Annotated in this window: 17 protein-coding genes; 11 read left to right on the forward strand and 6 right to left on the reverse strand. The window is 68.5% G+C overall.

What is annotated here, in order from left to right; genetic code table 11:
- Nucleotides 1-163 precede the first annotated feature (163 nt).
- Entirely contained in the window at nt 164-1,330 is a 1,167-nt protein-coding gene (gene mhpT, locus FBZ89_RS23685; protein ID WP_145752741.1) for a 3-(3-hydroxy-phenyl)propionate transporter MhpT, read from the forward strand.
- On the opposite strand, the gene FBZ89_RS23690 is transcribed toward mhpT, so the two are convergent.
- The 3 genes from FBZ89_RS23690 to FBZ89_RS23700 all read right to left on the reverse strand — a co-directional run bounded on the left by FBZ89_RS23690 (nt 1,327) and on the right by FBZ89_RS23700 (nt 2,849).
- On the reverse strand, nt 1,327-1,554 hold the full coding sequence (locus FBZ89_RS23690) for a hypothetical protein (protein WP_145752743.1): 228 nt from the start codon (nt 1,552-1,554) through the stop codon (nt 1,327-1,329). The two genes, mhpT and FBZ89_RS23690, sit on opposite strands and share 4 nt — an antisense overlap.
- Before the next feature lie 53 nt (nt 1,555-1,607).
- Nucleotides 1,608-1,997 carry a hypothetical protein gene (locus tag FBZ89_RS23695; protein WP_145752745.1) on the reverse strand — a complete coding sequence of 130 codons (390 nt, stop codon included), beginning with the start codon at nt 1,995-1,997 and terminating at the stop codon, nt 1,608-1,610.
- Nucleotides 1,998-2,063: 66 nt separating this feature from the next.
- A complete protein-coding gene (locus tag FBZ89_RS23700) occupies nt 2,064-2,849 on the reverse strand; it encodes an enoyl-CoA hydratase (RefSeq protein ID WP_145752747.1) in 786 nt (261 codons plus the stop codon).
- Nucleotides 2,850-3,280: 431 nt separating this feature from the next.
- Here FBZ89_RS23700 and FBZ89_RS23705 point away from each other — a divergent pair, with 431 nt between their 5' ends.
- Nucleotides 3,281-4,045: a FadR/GntR family transcriptional regulator gene (locus FBZ89_RS23705; protein ID WP_145752749.1), complete on the forward strand. Its 765-nt coding sequence runs from the start codon at nt 3,281-3,283 to the stop codon at nt 4,043-4,045.
- Nucleotides 4,046-4,105: 60 nt separating this feature from the next.
- Nucleotides 4,106-4,966, forward strand: coding sequence for an alpha/beta fold hydrolase (locus FBZ89_RS23710; protein ID WP_145752751.1), 861 nt, complete (start codon nt 4,106-4,108; stop codon nt 4,964-4,966).
- Between the two features lie 17 nt (nt 4,967-4,983).
- On the opposite strand, the gene FBZ89_RS23715 is transcribed toward FBZ89_RS23710, so the two are convergent.
- Entirely contained in the window at nt 4,984-5,526 is a 543-nt protein-coding gene (locus FBZ89_RS23715) for a TetR/AcrR family transcriptional regulator (RefSeq protein ID WP_145752753.1), read from the reverse strand.
- A 173-nt stretch (nt 5,527-5,699) separates the two neighbouring features.
- On the opposite strand from FBZ89_RS23715, the gene FBZ89_RS23720 reads away from it, so the two are divergent.
- The 5 genes from FBZ89_RS23720 to FBZ89_RS23740 all read left to right on the forward strand — a co-directional run bounded on the left by FBZ89_RS23720 (nt 5,700) and on the right by FBZ89_RS23740 (nt 14,374).
- A complete protein-coding gene (locus tag FBZ89_RS23720) occupies nt 5,700-7,007 on the forward strand; it encodes an HlyD family secretion protein (RefSeq protein WP_145752755.1) in 1,308 nt (435 codons plus the stop codon).
- On the forward strand, nt 7,004-8,587 hold the full coding sequence (locus tag FBZ89_RS23725) for an MDR family MFS transporter (protein WP_145752757.1): 1,584 nt from the start codon (nt 7,004-7,006) through the stop codon (nt 8,585-8,587). Before FBZ89_RS23720 ends, FBZ89_RS23725 begins: the two co-directional genes overlap by 4 nt.
- A 2-nt stretch (nt 8,588-8,589) precedes the next feature.
- Nucleotides 8,590-10,125, forward strand: a complete 1,536-nt coding sequence (locus tag FBZ89_RS23730) for an efflux transporter outer membrane subunit (RefSeq protein ID WP_145752759.1) — start codon at nt 8,590-8,592, stop codon at nt 10,123-10,125.
- A gap of 55 nt (nt 10,126-10,180) precedes the next feature.
- Nucleotides 10,181-12,751: a membrane-bound PQQ-dependent dehydrogenase, glucose/quinate/shikimate family gene (locus FBZ89_RS23735; protein ID WP_186457534.1), complete on the forward strand. Its 2,571-nt coding sequence runs from the start codon at nt 10,181-10,183 to the stop codon at nt 12,749-12,751.
- Between the two features lie 87 nt (nt 12,752-12,838).
- Nucleotides 12,839-14,374 (forward strand): alpha,alpha-trehalose-phosphate synthase (UDP-forming), encoded by a 1,536-nt coding sequence (locus tag FBZ89_RS23740; RefSeq protein ID WP_145752762.1) that lies wholly within the window; start codon nt 12,839-12,841, stop codon nt 14,372-14,374.
- Between the two features lie 11 nt (nt 14,375-14,385).
- On the opposite strand, the gene FBZ89_RS23745 is transcribed toward FBZ89_RS23740, so the two are convergent.
- Together FBZ89_RS23745 and FBZ89_RS23750 are read right to left on the reverse strand one after the other, a co-directional pair.
- Nucleotides 14,386-14,892 carry a YciE/YciF ferroxidase family protein gene (locus tag FBZ89_RS23745; RefSeq protein ID WP_145752763.1) on the reverse strand — a complete coding sequence of 169 codons (507 nt, stop codon included), beginning with the start codon at nt 14,890-14,892 and terminating at the stop codon, nt 14,386-14,388.
- A 128-nt stretch (nt 14,893-15,020) separates the two neighbouring features.
- Nucleotides 15,021-15,470, reverse strand: a complete 450-nt coding sequence (locus FBZ89_RS23750; protein ID WP_145752764.1) for a DUF3775 domain-containing protein — start codon at nt 15,468-15,470, stop codon at nt 15,021-15,023.
- A gap of 233 nt (nt 15,471-15,703) precedes the next feature.
- Between FBZ89_RS23750 and FBZ89_RS23755 the strand changes: the two genes are divergently transcribed.
- From FBZ89_RS23755 to cysE, 3 genes are all read left to right on the forward strand, one after another.
- On the forward strand, nt 15,704-16,843 hold the full coding sequence (locus tag FBZ89_RS23755) for an MFS transporter (protein ID WP_145752766.1): 1,140 nt from the start codon (nt 15,704-15,706) through the stop codon (nt 16,841-16,843).
- A gap of 244 nt (nt 16,844-17,087) precedes the next feature.
- Nucleotides 17,088-19,463 (forward strand): glycoside hydrolase family 31 protein, encoded by a 2,376-nt coding sequence (locus tag FBZ89_RS23760; protein WP_145752768.1) that lies wholly within the window; start codon nt 17,088-17,090, stop codon nt 19,461-19,463.
- Between the two features lie 225 nt (nt 19,464-19,688).
- Nucleotides 19,689-20,528: a serine O-acetyltransferase gene (cysE, locus tag FBZ89_RS23765; protein WP_246172502.1), complete on the forward strand. Its 840-nt coding sequence runs from the start codon at nt 19,689-19,691 to the stop codon at nt 20,526-20,528.
- Nucleotides 20,529-20,606 lie beyond the last annotated feature (78 nt).

Below are 20,606 nucleotides of genomic sequence, written 5' to 3' on the forward strand. Positions count from 1 at the left end.
TACGGTCATGCATTTTTGGTCCCAGGTGGTACGGCGGATTTTCAAACCTGCCTAGCGGCCGGATCAGATCGAAGCTAAATCTGATGCGAAACGCCATTAAAGAACAACGGCGGAGGACGGAATGGGCGAAACATTGCTGGCCGGGGCGGCCGGACCTGTGGGAATGCCAGCGGGTGTGCAGCGCCTGACCATGGGGCTGTGCTTCCTGGCGGCCGCGATCGAGGGGTTCGACCTGCAGTCGGCCGGCGTAGCCGCCCCCCGGCTGGCCCCCGCCTTCCAGTTGGACCCCACGCAAATGAGCCTGGTGTTCAGCGCCGCCATCGCCGGCCTGATCGTGGGCGCCCTGGTGGGCGGCCGCGTTTCCGACCTCAAGGGACGCAAGGTAGCGCTGATGCTGTCGCTGGGCGTCTTCGGCCTGTTCTCCTGCCTTACCGCACTGGCCTGGGATTATCCCAGCCTGTTGGCCGCCCGCTTCCTGACCGGCCTGGGCCTGGGCGGTGCCTTTCCCAACCTGATCGCCATCGCCTCGGAAAGCACGGAGCGGGGCAAGGCCGGCGCCGTGGCCATCATCTATGCCGGCATGCCCTTGGGCGGGGCGCTGGCCGCCGTCATGGCCTTGCGGGGCGGCCACGGCGATTGGCAGACGGTGTTCTGGATGGGCGGCATCGCCCCGCTGGCGCTGCTGCCCATCCTGGCCGTGGCCCTGCCCGCCTTCCGCGTGGCGCCGGCGGCCGACACCCCGCGCCGGGGCATCGTTCAGGCCCTATTCGCCCCGGGGCGGCGCGTGGACACAGGCGCCCTGTGGCTGGGGTCGTTTTTTGCGCTGCTGGTGCTGTACCTGCTGCTGAACTGGCTGCCCGTGCTGTTGTTATCCCGGGGCCTGCCCCGTACCCTGGTGCTGGGCGTGCAGATCGTCTTCAACATGGGCGGCGCCTGCGGCTCCGGCATCGCCGGCCAATTGATGGACCGGGTGGACCGTCGGCTGGCCGTGATCATCATCTTCCTGGCCTTGGCGCTGGCCCTGGCCGGCCTGGCCGGGGCGGAGGCCAATTTCCTCATGGCCGTGGCCGCTGTCGCCGGCGCGGCGGTGCTGGCGGCCCAGGCCATGATCTATGGGCTGGCCCCCAGCTATTACCCGGCGGAGGTGCGCGGGTTGGGCGTGGGTGCCGTGGTGGCCGCCGGGCGCCTGGGCTCCGTCGCCGGCCCCCTGTTGGCCGGCCAGTTGATCGCCAGCGGCAGCAGCAGCGCCGACGTGCTGATGGGCATTATCCCGGTGGCAGTGTTGAGTGGCATCGCCACCTTCGTCCTGGTGGCCCGCCGCCACGCTTAGGCGGGAACGGCCGCCCCGTCTAGCCGCATGCGTCGGCCGCGCCGATGATCCACCGGCGTGGCCAGGCGCAGCAGGTGGCGCTTGTGCTGGACGGAGGCCACGGTACGGCCCAATGCCTGGGCGATTTCGCGGTCGCCGTGGCCGGCGGCGTTCATGGCGATCAGCTGAGCCAGGCTTTCCTCATCCCAGGATCGCGCGGGGCCCAGTTTGGCGGCGCTACGCATGCTCTCACCTTGAGTGTTAGAAACGGCGTCCAAGTGTCTGGTGAAAATAAACTCTATGCCTTAAGTCGCACTTCTCCGTCCTTCCAGGGCGCCCGGGCGGCGAAGAGAAGTTCGCCTTCCTCCACCATGCGCTGGGCGATGGAGCCATCGACCTGCAGAGCACTGCGGAAATCGCCCATGCACAGGACCGTCACGGCGGCGGGCAGGTCCAGGCGGCCCAGGGTGGCCAGCGCCAAATTGCCGTCCCAGCAGGGCAGCGGCGCCTCGTCATCGATGACGATCAGGAAGTGGCCGGTGGCACCCTCACCACGCATCGGCGATGGGACCAGGAGATAGATGCGCCACGGGCGCAAGGCGTTGACCAAGGCCAGCAGGGCGGCCGCTATCCGTTGCGCGCCAACCCACCGGTCGCCCCAATGCCCGGGCCTCTCCGCCGCCGCCATGCCGTCCTCCCTGGGTTGGTCGTCTCCTGCCCCGCGTCGCCGCTGCCTGGTGTCGAATAGAAGCGCTTACCGGCCCTTGAACTGGGGCGGACGCTTCTCGGCGAACGCGCTCATGCCTTCCTTCTGATCCTCCAGCGCGAAGGTCGAATGGAACAGCCGGCGCTCGAACCGCAGGCCTTCGGCCAGGGTCAGCTCGAACGCGCGGTCCACCGCCTCCTTCGCCATCATCACGGCGGGGCGGGAATAGCCGCAGATCTTCTCCGCCACCTTGATCGCCTCATCCACCAGCTCCGCCGCCGGAATGATACGCGCCACCAGGCCCGCCCGCTCGGCCTCCACCGCGTCCATCATGCGGCCGGTCAGCACCAGTTCCATGGCCTTGGCCTTGCCGATGGCGCGGGTCAGGCGCTGGGTGCCGCCGGCGCCGGGAATGGTGCCGATGGTGATTTCCGGCTGGCCGAACTTGGCCGTGTCGGCAGCCAACAGAATGTCGGCCATCATGGCCAGTTCGCATCCGCCGCCCAGGGCATAGCCCGCGACCGCCGCGATGGTCGGCTTGCGGCAGGTGGCCAGGCGGCCCCACTTCTTGGTGATGAAGTCGCCCAGATAGGCATCCATGTAGGTCTTGGACTGCATCTCCTTGATGTCGGCGCCGGCGGCGAAGGCCTTCTCGCTGCCCGTCACGACGATGGCGCCAATGGAATCGTCGGCCTCCAGCCGATCCAGCGCGTCCTGCAGGTCGGTCACCAGACCGTCCGACAGGGCGTTCAGCGCCTTGGGACGGTTCAGGCGGATCAGGCCCACGGGCCCCCGCACCTCGACCAGGATGTTCTCGTAGGCGAACTCGGACATTGGGGTCCTCTCCAGGATGATGGCCGCAGGCATCGTCTCGCCGGCGCCGGATTGGGAACCGGGACCGCATCACGGCCCGACCAGTTTCCGCGACCTGCCCGCTATCATGAAAAGGGCAGGCAAATACCGAAGTCGATAGGATTATTCCAGCGATCCGCCCGGCCTGACTAGAAAAAGGGGGTGAAGGCTGGAAATGGGGCTTGCGAAGTTTGTGAAGTGCCTCTCGTAAGGCTGCCGCGCCACCATGCCCAAGCCCGAAAGGTTGCCTGTTACGGGCAATCCTGGAATGATCCGCCGCAATGCGCGGGCCTGGTGGCTCCAAACCGGTACCTGTGCCCCTGCCCGCTCGTGGCTCTGCCTGCTCGTGACCCTGCCCGCTCGTGACCCTGCCCGCTCGTGAAACGAACACCGTGACGACCCAGACTGCAAAGATGCCCGCGGTTCCCCCCCGTGGCGGGGCACCGGCCCAGGCGGCGCGGCGGATGCGCGATGAGATCCTGGCCCTGCCCGATGGCGCGCCACTAGGCTCGGAAGAGGAACTGCTGGCCCGCTATGGCCTGAGCCGGCCCACCCTGCGTCAGACGGCCCGTATCCTGGAGCAGGAACAGTTGCTGGTGGTGCGCCGGGGCAACGGCGGCGGCTATTACGGCCGGCGGCCGGACATCGGCGCCGTCACCCAGGCCGCGGCGCTATACCTGCGTCTGCGCCAGACCACGGTGCGCGACGTGCTGGACGCCTTCCAGCTGGTGAATGTGGAGGCCGCCCGCCTGGCCGCCCTGACGGATACGATGAGCGCCGACGCCAAGGGGGGCGCCGACGCCACGGGCGCGCGGCTGGACCTGGCGGAGTTCCGCCAGCATCTGATGGACCGCAAGGACGTGACCTACCTGGCGGCCGACGTGGTGCGGGACGAGGTGGCCCTGTACGCCATCCTCATGCGCATGGCGGGCAACCCGGCGTTGGAGCTGTTCCACCGCACGCTGTTCGAATTCGGCCAGCGCGACGCCAACCTGCGCGTCTTCCAGGGCCATCCCGACCGTTGCGCCCACTGGCGCACGGGCCGCCTGCGCATGGTCGATGCCATCCTAGCCCGCGACCCGGAGATGGCCGTGCTGCTGGCGCGTCGGCAGAACCGCCTGATGCTGGACTGGGTGTCGCCGGAAGTGGAGCGGGAGTCCATCGCCCCCCGTGACTGAGCCAACAAGAAGGGGGGCGGCCAGTCATTCCGCTCCCGTAACGTTACAGGGATAACGCCGATGAACGGGCCCGTCTCTCGCTTCTATTTCTCCGACCGCCTGCGCCTGCACTATGTCGAGTGGGGCCGGGAGGACAAGCCCACCCTGCTGCTGGTCCACGGCGGCCGCGACCATTGCCGCAGCTGGGACTGGGTGGCGCAGGATTTGGCACGCGACTTCCACATCCTGGCGCCCGACCTGCGCGGCCATGGCGACTCCGCCTGGACCCAAGGGGGCGCCTATACCCTGGCGGAGGTGGTGGCCGACCTGGTGCAGCTGCTGCGCCAGCGCGCCGGCCGCAAGGTGGTTGTCATGGGCCATTCCTATGGCGGCGCGGCGGCCCTGTTCCTGGCCAGCCTGTACCCCGAGCTGGTGGAGCGGCTGGCGGTGGTGGAGGGCACCTGGCCCTGGCAGGAGCTGCGGACGCAAAAGCCCTTGGCCGACCGTTTCCGCGCCTGGGTGGACAAGGTGCACGAGCTGTCGGCCCGGGGCCCGCGCAAATACCAGACGCTGGAGGAAGCCGTGGCCCGCATGCAGGCGGAGAACGGCTTCCTATCGACCGACCAGGCGCACCACCTGACGGTCCACGGCCTGCACCAGAACGAGGACGGCACCTACAGCTGGAAGTTCGACAATTACATCCGCACCGCCTATCCCTTCCGCATCAGCCTGGATGAGCTGCGGGACCTTTGGTCGGCGGTCAGCTGCCCCACCCTACTGATCAACGGCGGGAAAAGCTGGGTGGAGGATCCGGTGGCCAACGGTGCCGCCGCCCTATTCCCGCAGGGCCGGACGGCCATGATCGCGGATGCCGGCCATTGGCCGCATCACGACCGCCTTGACACGTTCATGGCGATCACGCGCCCCTTCCTGGCGGGCTGACTGGTGGGCTGACACCCCTATCGCGGCCGCAAGCCCTCGACCAGCAGGGCCAAGGCCTCGGCCAAGGCTTGCTCCTGTGCCTCCACCGCCAGGCGGTCGGCGACGCCCACCAGCATCTTGGCCGCGCGGTGCAACTCCGCCACCGTGAGGTCCGCGCGCACCAGGCCGGCCCCCTGCGCCGAGGCCAGCGGCGGGGCCAGCACGGCGTCAAGCAGCCGGTGTAGCCCCTGGATGAGGGCGGGCCCGTCCTCCTCCGCCTCCAGGCTGGCGATCAGCGGGCCGTGCAGCACGGCCTGGCGGGCGATGCGGCACAGGAAGGGATAGAAGGCGGCCGGGTCGCCGCCGGTGCCCGCCCAATCCTGGGCCAAGGCCGTCAATTGCCGCTCGAACACCGCCAGGGCCAGCGCGCGGCGGTCGGCGAAGTTGCGGTAGAGCGTGGCGCGGCCCACCCCGGCCTCCGCCGCAATGGCCTCCAGCGCGACATGATAGCCGTGGCACTGGAACAGCGCCGCCGCCGCCGTGATCAGCCGTTCCCGACGGTCCTGCGCATCGCGACGCACGGGGCCGCTCCTTCCCTGGGGAGATTTCTTCAACCGGAACGCCGCGATGGCGTATCGGGTTGCGCCGCCTCAAAAATTTTCCGCCACGGCGATTGTCACGGAACATCTGGACAGGCCTGTCCGTTTACAGCGGCCGTTCACCCAGCCGCCCCTTCCCTGAGCAGGCCTGCCCTATGAGCGATGACGAGACGCCACGCAAGGACCACCAGCCCCAGGGCGATCGTCATCAGGGCGACGACAAGCGACAGGGCGACAAGAAGCGGACCGAGAACGGTGACGAAGACGGCAAGGAGGAGAAAAAACCCTCCCCCCTCGCCAACCCGCGGGTGCGCATCGGCCTGATCATCGCGGCCGTGGTCATCGTCGCGGCCCTCATCGCCTGGGGCATCTACTACTGGACCACCGGCCAGTACGAGCAGGAGACCAACGACGCCTATCTGCAGGCCGACATGGTGACCGTGGCGCCCAAGGTGGGCGGTTATGTCGAGCAGGTGCTGGTCGAGGACAACCAGTTGGTGGAGCCCGGCCAGCCCCTGGTGAAGATCGATGAGCGTGAGACCAAGGCGCGGCATGACCAGGCCGTGGCCCAGGTGGCCCAGGGCAAGGCCGCCATCGTGGAATACCAGGCCCAGATCCGCCGGCAGGAGGCGGAGATCGTCCGCGCCCAAGCCCAGCTGGCCGGCGCCCGCAGCACCGCGCTCTATGCCCAGCGTCAGGTCGACCGCTACACCCCCCTGGCCGCCAGCGGCGCCCAGACGGCGGAGCAGTTGGACCAGATGCGCCAGACCCGGGACCAGGCCAGGGCCGAGGCCGCCGCCGATGAGGCGCAGGTGGAAAGCGCGCGGCGCCAGATTGATGTGCTGAACGCCCAGATCCAGAGCGCCCAGGCCCAGGTGGAGCAAGCCCAGGCCCAGGTGGACCAGGCGGACGTGGATTTGCGCAGCACCCTGGTGCGCAGCAGCATCAGGGGCCGGGTGGGCGACCGCACCGTGCGCGTCGGCCAGTACGTGCAGACGGGCACGCGGCTGATGTCCATCGTGCCGCTGGAGGGGGTCTACCTGGTCGCCAACTACAAGGAGACGCAGATCGGCCTGATGCGCATCGGGCAGCCGGCCACCTTCACCATCGATGCCGTCAGCGGCGGGGAGTTCCACGGCACCGTGGACAGCTTCGCCCCCGGCACCGGCGCCCAGTTCGCCCTGCTGCCGCCGCAGAACGCCACCGGCAACTTCACCAAGATCGTGCAGCGCGTGCCGGTGCGCATCCGCATCGAGGCGGGGCCGGAGGCGCGCAAGGTGCTGGTGCCGGGGCTGTCGGTCATCGTCACCATCGATACCATCGGCGCCAAGGAGGAGCAGCGCCGTATCAAGGAAGAGGCCAAGCGCACGGAGGAGCGCCGACAGCGCGAGCATGACGACGCCGTCCAGCGCAACCGGGAGGCGGAGAAGACCAACCAGCCGCAGAACGGGGCCGGGAAATGAGCGCCGCCGCCGCGACTGCGGACCCGAAGGGGAATGCGTCGAAGGCCGACAGCGGTGCCTGGCTGGCCGTGGCGGCCGGCACCATCGGCGCCCTGATGGCCACGCTGGACGTTTCCATCGTCAACGCCGCCCTGCCCCTGATCCAGGGAGAGGTGGGCGCCAGCGGCAGCGAAGGCACCTGGATCTCCACCGCCTACCTGGTGGCGGAGATCATCATGATCGCCCTGGCCGGCTGGTTCGTTCGCCTGCTGGGCCTGCGCACCTTCCTGTTGATCGTCACCGCCGGTTTCGTCCTGTCGTCCATGGCCTGCGGCGTCTCCAACAACCTGGTGCAGATGATCATCGGTCGCGTGGGCCAGGGCATGACCGGCGGCGCCATGATCCCCACCGCCATGACCATCGTCTCCACCCGCCTTCCGCCCAGCCAGCAGCCGGTGGGCATCGCCATGTTCGGCGCCACCGCCGTGCTGGGGCCCGTGCTGGGGCCGGCCATCGGCGGCTATCTGGCGGAGAATGTCAGCTGGCACTACGCCTTTTTCCTGAACCTGCCCATCGGCCTCACGCTGCTGGGCCTGCTGACGTTGGGGCTGCCTTCGGAAAAGGGTGATTGGGGCCAGTTGGCCGACGCCGATTGGCTGGGAATCCTGGGGCTGATGCTGGGCCTGGGCTGCCTGACCACCCTTCTGGAGGAGGGCCAGCGGGAGCGGTGGTTCGAATCCGACATGATCAACACCCTGGCCGGCGTCTCCATCGTCGGCTTCGTGCTGTTGATCGCGGGGCAGTTCGTGGCCCGCCGGCCGGTCATCCGCCTCAGCATCCTGGTCAGCAATCACAGCTTCGCCGCCGTCTTCGTCATGAGCCTGGTGGTGGGTGGGGCGCTGTATGGCCTGCTGTACCTGATCCCGCAGTACCTGGCCAATGTGCAGGGCTATAACCCCGAACAGTCGGGGTATATCGCCATGATCAGCGGCGTGCCCACCCTGATGCTCATGCCCTTCTTCCCTGTTGCCGTGCGCCGCATCGACGTGCGCCTGGCCGTCGCCATGGGCCTGGGCTTCTACGGCATCAGCTGCATGCTGAACAGCCACCTGACGCCCGACATCGCCGGGCCGGAGCTGGTGATGCCGCAACTGCTGCGCGGCGTGGGCCAGTTCTTCTCCATGCTGTTCCTGAACCAGGCGGCGACCGCGTCGGCCGGCAAGGACCATGCGGAGGATGCGTCCTGCCTGTTCAACGCCGCCCGCAACCTGGGCGGCTCCTTCGGCCTGGCCGTCATCTCCACCCTGCTGGACCAGCGCGACACGCTGCACATCAACCGCATCGGCGAAAGCGTCACCTACAACTCGCCCGAGGGGCAGGCCTACGTCGCCCAGCTGACCCAGGCCTTCGCCAACGGCGATCCGGAGGGCGGGCGGCTGCGCGGTCTGGCGGTGTTCAGCCAGCAGGTGGCCCACCAGGCCAACGTCCTGACCTTCAGCGACCTTTTCTGGCTGTTCGGCATGATCCTGTTCGGCTCCATCCCCCTGGTGCTCATGATGCGGCCGCTGCCCAAGGGCGGCGCGCCCGGCGGGGGGCATTGACGATGCGGCGCCCGGCCCTGCTTCCGCCCCTGCTCTCGTTATTGGCCGCCTGCACGGTGGGACCCGACTACAAGGGCCCGCCCGACGTGGCGCCCTGGTCCGAAGCCGCCGGCCAGTTCCGCCGCGCCGCGAGCGCGCCGGTGGATGCCGCCACCCCGCCGGCGCGCTGGTGGGACGGCATGGGCGATCCGGAGCTGGTCCACCTGGTGGACCTGGCCCTGGCCGCCAGCCCGACGCTGAAGGCGGCGCAGGCCCGCGTGCTGGAGGCCCGCGCCCTGGTGGCGCAGCAGCGTGCCGCCCTATTCCCCCAGGGGAACGCCACCGCCCTGGCGGCCAAGGCCCGCATCCCCACCGGCGCGCTGTCCACCGCCGACAATCAGATCAATGCCGCCCTGGCACGCGAGGCCATCACCAATCCCAGCCTTTTCCCCGGCGGCACGCCGCCGCGTGTGGACATCCCCAACCATGTGACCACCGAGCTGTACAACCTGGGCTTCGACGCGCGCTGGGAACTGGACCTGTTCGGCGGCACGCGGCGGGAGATCGAAGCGGCGGCGGCCCAGACCGACGCGGCCGCCGCCCAGGTCGAGGACGCCCAGGTGCAGTTGGCGGCGGAGGTGGGCCAGGCCTATGTGGGCCTGCGCGATGCCCAACACCGGCTGGACCTGACCCGCGCGTCGGCGGCGGCCGAGCACCGCATGCTGGACCTGACGGTGGACAAGCGCCGCCTGGGTACCGCCACGGACGCCGACGTGGCCCGGATGGAGACCCAGGCCCGGCAGACCGACGCCCAGATTCCGCCGCTGGAGGGCCAGGTGGAACAGGCCATGGACCAGCTGGCCCTGCTGGCGGGACAGGAGCCCGGCACCATGGACGCCGAGCTGACACCCATCCGCCCCCTGCCCTTGCCGCCGACGGTGGTGCCCGTGGCCGACCCGGCCGCCCTGCTGCGGCGCCGGCCGGACATCCGCGCCGCCGAACGCCAGCTGGCCGCCAGCAATGCGGAGATCGGCCACGCCGTGGCCCAGCTGTTTCCGAATGTCAGCCTGTTCGGCAGCATCGGCTTCGGTTCCAACAAGGTGGACACCCTGTTGCGCAGCAGCAGCCTCAGCATGATCGGCGCGCCCATGCTGAGCTGGAACGTGCTGGACTGGGGCCGGGTGCGCGCCCAGATCCGCCAGGCCAGCGCCGCCAACCAGGAAAGCCTGGCCCAGTACCAGAACACCGTGCTGCAGGCCCTGCAGGACGCGGAGAGCGGCCTGTCGCGCTACGGCCACCAGCGTGCGGCCACCTTCCAGCTGGCGGGCGCGCTGGACGTGGCCACCCGCGCCCAGCGCCTGGCCGACGCCCGCTATCGCGGCGGCACCGCCACCGCGCTGGAAGCGCTGGACGCCGAGCGCCAACGTTTGCAGGTGGAGCAGAGCCTGGCCCAGGCCCAGGCGCAGACCAGCGACGACTACATCGCCTTGCAGAAAAGCCTGGGCCTGGGCTGGCAGCCGGTGGATCCGGCGCAGTTGCCCGACCCGCCGGATTACTGAGGCGGAACCAGGCTCGGGCTGCGGCGTTTCCCGGTGATGAACGGAGGTGGAACCCATGCCTGCGCCCCTGAAACTCCGCCGCTTCTCCGCCTGGCTGTCCTGGCCCGGGCTGACGGGCGTCGTCGTCATCCTTCTCGGGCTGGCGCTGGCGATCCCCGGTGGCTGGCTGGTGGTGGCAGGTGGCAGCTGGTACTACCTCCTGGCCGGCCTGACGCTGGTTGCGGTGGGCGTGTTGCTGGGCCTGGGCCGGTGGGAGGCCTTATGGCTGTACGCCCTGCTGTTCCTGGCAACGGCGCTTTGGGCCTACTGGGAGGTGGGACTGGACGGCTGGCAGCTCGTTCCCCGCCTGCTGACGCCGGCCTTGCTGGGCGTCTGGCTCAGCCTGCCGTGGGTGGTGCGTCCCCTGCATGGCGCGCCGCGCCCGGCAGGGCCGCCGGAGGACGATCCCCTAGCCACGCACAGCGTCCAGCCCCGGCCCCTGACCTACCGGCCCTGGCTGGGCGTGGGAGTCTACGCCCTGGCGGTACTGGCGATCCTGGTGCTGGGCTACCGCGTCTCGGCCATCCGCACGGTGGACGGCGGCCCTCTGGTGGGCGGCAAGCCCGTCACGGAACCGGCGCCCAACCCGCCGGTGCCCGAGGGCGGCTGGCAGTATTACGGCCGCACCGCCGATGGCGACCGCTTTTCCCCCTTGAGCCAAATCCGACCGGACAATGTGAACCAGCTGGACTTGGCCTGGTACTACCGCACCGGCGACATGCCCAGCGACTTCGAGAACCAGGACGGGCGGGAATTCAATTTCGAGGCGACGCCCATCAAGGTGAACGACACCCTTTATTTCTGCACGCCGCACCGTCAGGTCATCGCCCTGGACGCCACTGCCGGTACCGTGAAGTGGAAATACGATCCCCACAACGACACCTCGGCCAACGAGTACCTGGCCTGCCGGGGCGTGGCCTATTACGAGAAGCCGGCCGAGGCTGCCCCCACGCCCCTTGGCCCCCCGGCCAACCCCATGGCCGCCGCCTGCCCCCGGCGCATCATCGCCACCACGGCGGACGCCCGCCTGATGGCCCTGGATGCCGACACGGGACAGCCTTGCCCCGATTTCGGCAGCAACGGCTACGTCAGCCTGACAGACGCCATGGGCCCGGTGCCGCCCGGCTTCCACTTCATCACCTCGCAGCCGCTGGTGGTGAACAATCGCGTCATCCTGGGTGGCTGGATCTACGACAACCAGTCCAAGGGCGAACCCTCGGGCGTGGTGCGCGCCTATGATCCCGTCAGCGGCGCGCTGGCCTGGGCCTGGGACATGGGCCGGCCCGACCCCACGGCGCCGCTGAAGCCGGGTGAGGTGTATACCCGCGGCACGCCCAACGGCTGGGGCACCTACACCGCCGACCCGGCGCTGGGCCTGGTCTACATTCCCCTGGGCAACGCCACGCCGGACTATTACGGCGCCGACCGCCGCCCCTTCGACGACGCCTATTCCAGCGCCCTGGTGGCGCTGGATATCGCCACGGGGCAGGAGCGCTGGCACTTCCAGACCGTGCACCATGACGTCTGGGATTTCGATCTGCCCGTGGGCCCCTCGCTGGTGGAGGTATCGACGCCCGACGGCGTCGTCCCGGCCCTGGTGCAGACCACCAAGATGGGGGAGCTGTATCTGCTGGACCGGCGTGACGGCCATCCGCTGGCGCGGGTGGAGGAGAAGGCGGTGCCCGGCCGGGGCCTGCCGGGTGAGCGCCTCTCCCCCACCCAGCCCTTTTCCACCGGCATGCCCTCGCTGACCCCGCCACCGTTGAGGGCCACGGACGCCTGGGGCGCCACGCCCATCGACCAATTGCTGTGCCGGCTGGATTTCCAGCGCCGGCGCTATGATGGGCTTTATACCCCGCCCACGCTGGACCGAGGGACCATCGCCTATCCCGCCTTCGACGGCGTGGTCGACTGGCACGGCGCCAGCATCGACCCCAGCCGCCACCTGCTGATCGCCAACGCCAGCTACATCCCCTTCACCGTCGACATCCTGCCGCGCGAGGAGGCGATGAAGAAGGGCATGATCAAGCCGTGGAAGGGATGGAGCGAACCCTATCCCAAGCCCAAGGACTTCAGCATCGGGCCGCAGTACGGCACACCCTATGCCGCCGTGGTCCAGCCCTGGCTGGGGGCGTTCGGCGCCCCCTGCCACGCTCCGCCCTGGGGGAAGCTGGTGGCCATCGACCTGCAGAGCCGCACGGTCGTCTGGCAGCGCCCCCTGGGCACCACGCGGGACACCAACCTGTTCAACACGCGGACGAACCTGCCCCTGCCGACCGGCATCTTCAACATCGGCGGCAACCTGGTGACGGCCAGCGGCGTCATCTTCATCGGCGCCACCGCCGACCAGTACCTGCGCGCCTTCGACGAGCATACGGGGCGGGAGCTGTGGAAGGCGCGCCTGCCGGCGGGCGGCCAGGCCAACCCCATGACCTATCAGGGCAAGGACGGACGGCAGTACGTGGTCATCGCCGCTGGCGGGCACGGCGGGCTGCGCACGCGCAACGGCGATTACATCATGGCCTACGCCCTGCCCACGCCGGGCGCCAGCGTGGTGGGGATGGAGAACCACCCTGGAAGCCATTGAAGCGTAGAGATTTTTTCATTCCGGACGGGAACCGGCGGCGCCTGAGGATGTTGCCTGCATGGGCGGACATTATTCGAGGGGGCACGCATGAAGCGCCTTGTTATCGTTTCCAACCGGGTTCCGGCCGCCGGCACGCCGCAGGCCGGTGGCCTGGTCGTGGCGCTGGTGGGCCTGTTACGCCGGCACAAGGGCCTGTGGTTCGGGTGGAGCGACGCGTTGGCGGACCATCCCGATTCCCAGCCGCGGGTGGTCGACCGGCAGGGCATCAGCTGCGCCATGATCGACCTGACGCCGGGCGAGCATCGCAAATACTACCTCGGCTTCGCCAACGGCGTGCTGTGGCCGCTGATGCACATCCTGCCGGGGGTGGTGAGCTTCCACCGGAACGAGCTGGAAACCTATCGCGCCGTGAACGTCCGTTTCGCCACGGCGTTGAAGGGACTGCTGAGAAAGGACGATCTGATCTGGGTGCAGGACTACCAGTTGCTGGCCGTGCCGGCGGCGCTGCGGGACCTGAAGGTCGGCAACCCCATCGGCTTCTTCCTGCACATCCCCTTCCCGCCGCCGGTGGTCGCGGCCATTTCCGAAGGCCTGCTGGGGCTGGTGCGTGACGTGCTGGCCGCCGACCTCATCGGCTTCCAGACGGCGACGGACGCGGAGCATTTCGCCCAGACGGCGGCGCGGTACGCCGGCGCCCGCCGGGTGGGCAAGCTGGGGCTTAGGCTGGGCGAACGCACCGTGCGTTTGGGCGTCTTCCCGGTGGAGATCGACGCGCGGGAATTCGCGCGCGTGACCGAGGCCGCCATGGAACGGCGGCCGGCCCAGGACCTGGCCCACAATCTGCGCGACCGCGCGCTGGTGCTGGGGGTGGACCGGCTGGATCCCAGCAAGGGACTGGTGGAACGCCTGACCGCCTTCCGCCAGTTCCTGGCGGCGGAGCCGAAATGGCATCGCCGTGTCAGCTTCCTCCAGATCGCCGCCAAGTCACGCGAAGGCGTGCAGGCCTATCGCAGCCTGTTGCGGGACCTGGAAAAGATCGCCGGCGCCACGAACGGCGCCTATGCCGAACCCGACTGGACACCGCTGAAGCTGGTGACGCAAAGCAGCACTCGCAACACCGTCGCCAGCTATATGCGGCATGCCCGCGTGGGACTGGTCACCCCCTTGCGCGACGGCATGAACCTGGTGGCCAAGGAGTTCGTGGCGGCGCAGGACCCGGACGACCCGGGCGTGCTGGTCCTGTCCCGCTTCGCCGGCGCCGCCACCCAACTGGACGCCGCCCTGCAGGTCAACCCCTATGACCCCGACCAGATCGAGGAGGCCATGCGCCGGGCCCTGACCATGCCGCTGGCGGAGCGGCGGGAGCGCTGGCGCGACCTGTGGGATGTCATCAAGGACACGTCGGCCCTGGCGTGGGGCGAGGCCTTTGCCGACGCCTTGGCCAACCGCAAGATGGCGCGCACCAAAACGGAGCGCGACGGGACCGGTGGACTCCCGACGAAAAAGGCCGCCCCCCGGGCAAGCGCGAGGGGGACGGCCTCAAAACGGGCGCGGCCAGCCGGGAACGGGATGGCCGAGGACGGGCACCCCACCACGGGGGGCGCCCGGGCCACGACCGGCTGACGCCGGGTCGCTTATTCCGCCGCCATGGCGTTGATGTGCGACTTGGCCAGCATGGTCAGCTTCTCGTCCGTGGCCTTTTCCTCTTCCAGGTTCTGGTACAGCAGGGCGGCGCAGTCGTCGCGGCCCAGCAGCTTGGCCCAGGTCACCAGCGTGCCGTAGCGCGAGATCTCGTAATGCTCCACCGCCTGGCCGGCGGCGACCAAGGCGGCGTCCAGCACCTGCTTGTCGTCCACGTCGCCGGCGATGTCGTCGGTCTCGTCTATGATGCCGTCGATGGCCGGGCACTTCACCGCTTCCGGCTCCACGCCGTGCTGGCGGAACACCTGCTCCAGCCGCTGGATCTGGCCCTCGGTTTCCCGCAGGTGGGTCTGGAAGCCCTGCTTCAGTTCCGGGTTGGTGGCCTTCTCGATCATGTCGGGCAGCGCCTTCAGGATGCGCTTCTCCGCGTAGTAGATGTCCTTCAGCTGATGAACGAACAGGTCGTTCATGGTCTCAATGTCCTTGGTGAACAAACCCATGGTGTTCCTCCTGGGGATTGGACGCGGGATGTGTTTATGGCGCCGGCGTCGGTGGGGGCTGCCGGCCACCACTCAATTCCTGAACCCCGACCCGGTTCCGGGATTTTTGAATGCCCCTTTCGCCGCCGTCACAGGCGGTTCACCTCGAATTCCTCACAGGAATAGCCCAGGGCGGCCAGGCCCTCCTCCAGGAAATCGCCCAGGGTGGGGATGCCGATGAGGTAGCGGGCGGACCTTTCCCGGTGCCGCTCGAACGCCAGGGCGCGGGCCTCGTTCCATTCGGCCGCGGTGTAGTCGCCACGCCCGATCCAGGTCAGGGTGATCAGGTCCACCACCTCATCCTCGTTCAGGGATGTGATGGCCCCCACCAGTTCCGCCTGGGTGGGGTCGTCGTCGTAATCCTCCAGGATGCCACGCTCGCCGTCATCGGCGGGGTTGGATGCCGGGTCCGGTTCCACCGGATCGACTTTCACGTCGAATTCCCGCGCCTTGACGATAATGAAGCAGACCTTTTCCAGGCTGATGTTGAGCTCCGCCGCCGGGGTGCCGTCGCCGGTGGTTTCCTGGGTATTGGACATCGTAGGGGACCCTCCGTTTTCACCGCCGGGAAAACCGGCCGCGCGGGGGCAAAGTTCCCGCACGGCGCCAAACGCACCGGTTTAGCCCAGCCTCACGGGCACCAAAATCACGCTTCTGATTTAACGATAAATCCATTAAGCGGGATTCACAGCCATGTGCCGGCCACCGGTGCCGGCCCCGTGACCGGGACCGCGGGGTGATGCCCCCACCCTCTATTTGACTGGGAAAGTTCATGAGCCCCCTTTCCATTCCCGCCGGCGCCCGCCTGGCCACACGCCTCGCCTTCCTGGCCGCCGGGTTCGCCATGGCCTGCTGGGCGCCGCTGGTGCCGCTGGCCAAGGCCCGTGTCGGGACCGACGATGGTCAACTGGGCCTGATCCTGCTGTGCCTGGGGATCGGCTCCATCCTGGCCATGCCGCTGACCGGATTTCTCAGCGCCCGCTGGGGCAGCAAGCCCATGATCCTGGCTGGCGGCGCCGCCCTTGCCCTGTTGTTGCCGCTGCTGTCCGTGGCCGGCCAGGTGCCCACCTTGGCCGCCGCCCTGCTGGGCTTCGGCGCGGCGCTGGGCACCATAGACGTGGCCATGAACGTCCATGCGGTGGAGGTGGAGCGGGGTGCCGGCCAGCCGTTGATGTCCGGCTTCCATGCCATGTTCAGCGTCGGCGGCTTCCTGGGGTCCGGTGGCATGACCCTGTTGCTGTCCACGGGAACGGCTCCCCTGGTGGCCACGCTGCTCAGCGCCGGGTTAGTGCTGGCGGCCGTCCTGCTGGCCCAGCCCGGCCTGCTGCCGGCGCGTGGCGAACCCACGCCCCTGGTGGCACCCCACGGCATCGTTCTGCTGCTGGCGGCGCTGGCGGCCATCTGCTTCCTGGTCGAGGGCGCCATTCTGGACTGGAGCGCCCTGCTGGTCATTGGCGCCGGCCTGGCCGACACGGCGCAGGGCGGCTTCGGCTACATGGTGTTTTCCATCGCGATGACCGTGGGCCGGCTGACAGGCGACCGCATCGTTGCGCGCTTCGGCAACCGCCGGATATTGGCCTGCGGCGGTGCCGGCGCCATCTTGGGACTGGCTCTGCTGCTGATGGCACCCACGGCGGCAGTGGCCACCGCCGGGTTCCTGCTGATCGGCCTCGGCGCCTCCAACATCGTGCCGGTGCTGTTCCGCCTGGCGGGCAGCCAGACCGTGATGCCGGTGGGTCTGGCCGTCGCCGCCCTGACCACCACCGGCTATGCCGGCATCCTGGCCGGCCCGGCCGGCATCGGCTTCGTCGCGCATGCCGTCGGCCTGCCCACGGCCTTTTGGCTGCTGGCCCTACTGATGGCCTTCGTGCCGCTGCTGGCCGGCCGCATCGCCCGGGCGGGGCACGCGTGAGCACCAGCCATACCGACGACGGGTTCTATGAGGCGGTGGTGCGCGCCCCGGACGGCATTCCCATCGAAATCACCGTCTGAAATCCATTTCAACGGGACGTGGCATTCGGTTCCGGGCGCATTTTCCCGTCTTGGCGCCAAGGCCGCGACGTGCGAGAAGGGTTTTGTATTATTAATATCCAATAAAGCCGGCCGCCGCCCCTCGGGATGGACCACGCCCGGCACCCGGAGGGGATGGTCGCAAGATGCTGAGTTCGAGAAAAAGGAAGCCGTTCCTGCGGGCGGCCCTGGCGGGTTTCGTGTCGGCCCTGGCCCTGACGGCCGCCCTGGCGACGACGGCGAAGGCCGACCCCATCGCGGTGCTGGACCGCTACGGCGCCTACGTCTCGGTGGAAGGCTATGGCGCCAACGTGGTGCGCGTCACCATCGCCACCGAGAAGGACCAGGCGCTGAAGGGCCCCGGGTACGGCCTGCTGCCCGGCGCCGTGGACAATGGCGGCTTCCACCGGACCAGCGACCAGGCCGGCGACAGCTTCGCCTCCAGCGCGCTGACCCTGCATGTCGATGCCGCCAAGGCGCCGCGCGTACCCTCCACCATGGAGAAGTACTTCGCGCCCCAGCTGCCGCCCGTCACCTTGCAGGTGAAGAACGCGCGCGGTGAGGTCGTGCTGAGCATGGACGGCTGGTCCATGGCGCCCCACACTGTGGCCGGAGAGAAGACCTATCAGGTCGGCGCCAGCTTCAAGTCGCCGGCGGACGAGCATTATTACGGCATGGGGCAGAACCAACAGTCGGTCGGCCCGTTGGACCTGCGCGGCCGCACCCTGGACTGCAAGCATTGGTATGACGCGCCCGGCGGCGAAACAGTGTGCGTGCCGGTGCTGGTCAGTTCCAAGGGCTATGCCATTGTCTGGGACAACCCGGCGGAGACGGTGTTGAACGCCGGCATCAACGGCGCCACCTCCCTCACCTCCACCGTGGGGGAGCGGGTCAGCTTCTTCGTCATCACCGGCGACACGCCCGCCGACATCTACGGCGCCTACGCCCGCCTGACCGGCAAGACGCCCATTCCACCCAAGGCCGCCTTCGGCCTGATCCAGTCCAAGGCGCGGTACGACAGCCAGGATGAGATCCTGCGCGTGGCCAAGACCTACCGGCAGAAGAAGTACCCGCTGGATATCATGGTCATCGACTGGTTCTACTGGACCCGCATGGGCCAGTTGGACATCAACCCGGCGGAATTCCCCAACCCCGACGCCATGAACCAGGACCTGCACGTCATGGGCATGCAGTCCATCATCTCCATCTGGCCGCGTTTCGAAACCTCGGGCCGCTATTTCAATGAGCTGGACGCCAAGGGCTATCTGCTGAAGGACGAGGACGGCAAGAGCGTGGACGGCCTGCCCTTCCGCTCTGACCGCACGGGCGGCCTGATCGACGTGACCAACCCCGCCGCCCGCAAGTGGTTCTGGGAACACGCCCGCGACAACGTGCTGAGTCACGGCTTCGACTATCCCTGGCTGGATGAGACGGAGCCGGACCTGGTACCGGACGGCTTCTTCTATTCCATCGGTTCCGGCGACCGGTACCATAACCTGTTCCCACTGCTGCATGTGGAGGAGGCGTCGCAGGGCCTGCGGGCCTGGCGGCCCAACCGCCGGCCGCTGATCCTGTCGCGCGCGGCCTACCTGGGCGCCCAGCGCACCGGCGCCCTGTTCTGGTCGTCGGACATCAGCCCGCAGTGGGAGGTGCTGGCCCGCCAGATCCCCACCGGCCTGAACATGACGGCCTCGGGCATCGCCTATTGGGGCAACGACATCGGCGGCTGGCAGTACCTGCCGCAAACCACCAGCTATACCGGCACGCCCCTGGTCAGCCCGGCGGGAGCGGAGGAGACGGTGGGCCAGAACCACGACTATCCGGAACTGATGGTCCGCTGGTTCCAGTACGGCACCTTCCTGCCCACCCTGCGCCTGCACGGCGACCGCAAGCACACGGAGATCTGGGCCTTCGGTCCGGAGGCGGAGGCCATCATGGCCCGCTACGACACGCTGCGCTATACCCTGGTACCCTACCTCTATGCCCAGGCCAAGGCCACCTACGATACCGGCGTGCCCTTCATGCGGGCCTTGTGGATGGACTTCCCCCACGACCCCGCGGTGGCGAACATCGGCACGGAATACATGTTCGGCCCGGCCTTCCTGGTGGCGCCGGTGACGGAGCCCGGCCAGACGGGCAAGCAGGTCTACCTGCCGGCCGGGACCGACTGGTATAACTACTGGACCAACGAGAAGCTGGCCGGCGGCCAGTGGGTGACCGTGGCGTCCCCCATCGACCAGATCCCCCTGTTCGTGCGCGCGGGTTCCATCGTGCCCATGGGATCCGCCGTGCAGTCCACGGCGGAGAAGCAGAAGATCGTGGCGTTGAAGGTCTATCCCGGCCGCGACGCCAGCTTCACCGTATACGACGACGATGGCCTAAGCCTGGACTATGAGAAGGGCAAGGGCGGTGCCACGGCCACCCTGCGCTGGGACGACAAGGCGGGCAAGTTGACGGCCGCCGGCGCACGCGAACCCTTCGCCAAGGCCCCGGCCGAGCTGGTGCAGGTCATGGGCCGTTAAGCGGCATGTGACACGCGTCATTTTACACAAGAAACGGCCGCGCTACTGTCGCGGCCGTTTCCATTTCATGAGGCGGGCTCAAGGAACCGCGACGGTCGCTTGAGCATTGTCAAATTGTTGACGCCCCGGCGGGGGCTTTATAGCTTCCGGGCGCAGCCTTCGCTGGCGCATGGACGCGTGGGCGGAGGGATGGCGATGCCGGTGCTTGGGGGACGGTTGGCTTTGGTGCGCCGTGAAAAAGCAGCAGCCCAGCTGACCGGCGACGGTCTGTGGGATCGCATCCGGACCGAGGCGGAGGACGCGCTGGCCGGCGCGCCCATGCTGGCGCCCCTGTTCCTGGATTCCATCATCAACCAATCCTCGTTCGAGACCGCGCTGTTCCACCGCATCGCGGCGCGCCTGAAGAACGACGTGGTGTCCCAGCCGCTGATCGTCGATACCTTCAACCAGGCGGCAGCCGACGACACCGCCCTGGCGGCGGCCCTGCGCGCCGACATCGCCGCCGTGCTGGACCGTGACCCGGCCTGCGACCGACTGATCGAGCCCTTCCTCTATTTCAAGGGCTTCCACGCCATCCAGACCCATCGGTTGGCGCACTGGCTGTGGATCAACGGGGCACGGGACTTCGCGCTGTACCTGCAGAGCCGGTCATCCGAGGTGTTCCAGACCGACATCCACCCGGCGGCCACCATCGGCCAAGGCGTCTTCCTCGACCACGCGACAGGCCTGGTGGTAGGCGAGACGGCGGTGATCGAGGATGACGTGTCGCTGCTGCAGGATGTGACTCTGGGCGGCACAGGCAAGAACACGACCGACCGCCATCCCAAGGTGCGCAAGGGCACGATCATCGGCGCCGGCGCCAAGATCCTGGGCAATATCGAGATCGGCGCCTATACCCGGGTAGCAGCCGGTTCCGTGGTGCTGCGGCCGACGGAGCCCTATTCCACCGTCGCCGGCATCCCGGCCAAGGTGGTGAAGGTGGACGAGGCGGGGCGGCAGGCGGCCCAGCAGCTGGACCAGGTGCTGAGCGACCTGGCCTACAACTCTTTCAATTACTCCATTTAGGGTCCCCGCCAACTTTGTTGCGGGGCTTGAGCGCCACCTTGACGGGCGCGGCAAGTCGGTCAGGCTGTTTGCCCTGGT

This window comes from Nitrospirillum amazonense, from assembly GCF_007828045.1.
Taxonomy (GTDB): Bacteria; Pseudomonadota; Alphaproteobacteria; order Azospirillales; family Azospirillaceae; genus Nitrospirillum; species Nitrospirillum amazonense_C.